The organism is Brachyspira catarrhinii (assembly GCF_005518285.1).
GTDB classification, from domain to species: domain Bacteria; phylum Spirochaetota; class Brachyspiria; order Brachyspirales; family Brachyspiraceae; genus Brachyspira; species Brachyspira catarrhinii.
On sequence record NZ_SJDU01000791.1, the window covers coordinates 1 to 431 of the forward strand.

Annotated in this window: 1 protein-coding gene; it reads right to left on the bottom strand. The window is 29.5% G+C overall.

The features are described from left to right. The coding region (locus EZH24_RS13465) for a hypothetical protein (RefSeq protein WP_161976206.1) at window positions 1–284 on the bottom strand (284 nt) is incomplete at its 3' end. Window positions 285–431 lie beyond the last annotated feature (147 nt).

Sequence of the window (431 nt, forward strand, 5' to 3'; positions counted from 1 at the left end):
ACTAAACAAGGATTTTTTATTTTCCTTGATAAGCTATCGAAAGTAAATTTGATTGAAGTTAAAAAAGATTTAACTAAATTATTTTTCATAGTCATTGCGAGCGTAAGCGAAGCAATCCACTTTGTATAGAATTCATTTAACTTTGGATTACTTCGGCTATCGCCTCGTAATGACAATATTTTTACTAACTGATTGCGAATTCTAAACGGAGTTGTTTTCGCTCTGCGGGCTTTAGCCTGTTTCTTTTTTGTCAAAAAAGAAATCGCTTTTTGGCTACTGCCCACTGTAAGTGTGGTTCTTTTTTCTCGATAGAAAAAAGAACAGAGAATTTGATTTCCTTTATAAAAGAAAAAATATAATGCCTTAAAAAATTGTAATATATAAAAATTTAAATTATTGGTTAAAAGATATAATAATGGCTTTGCTTTGCT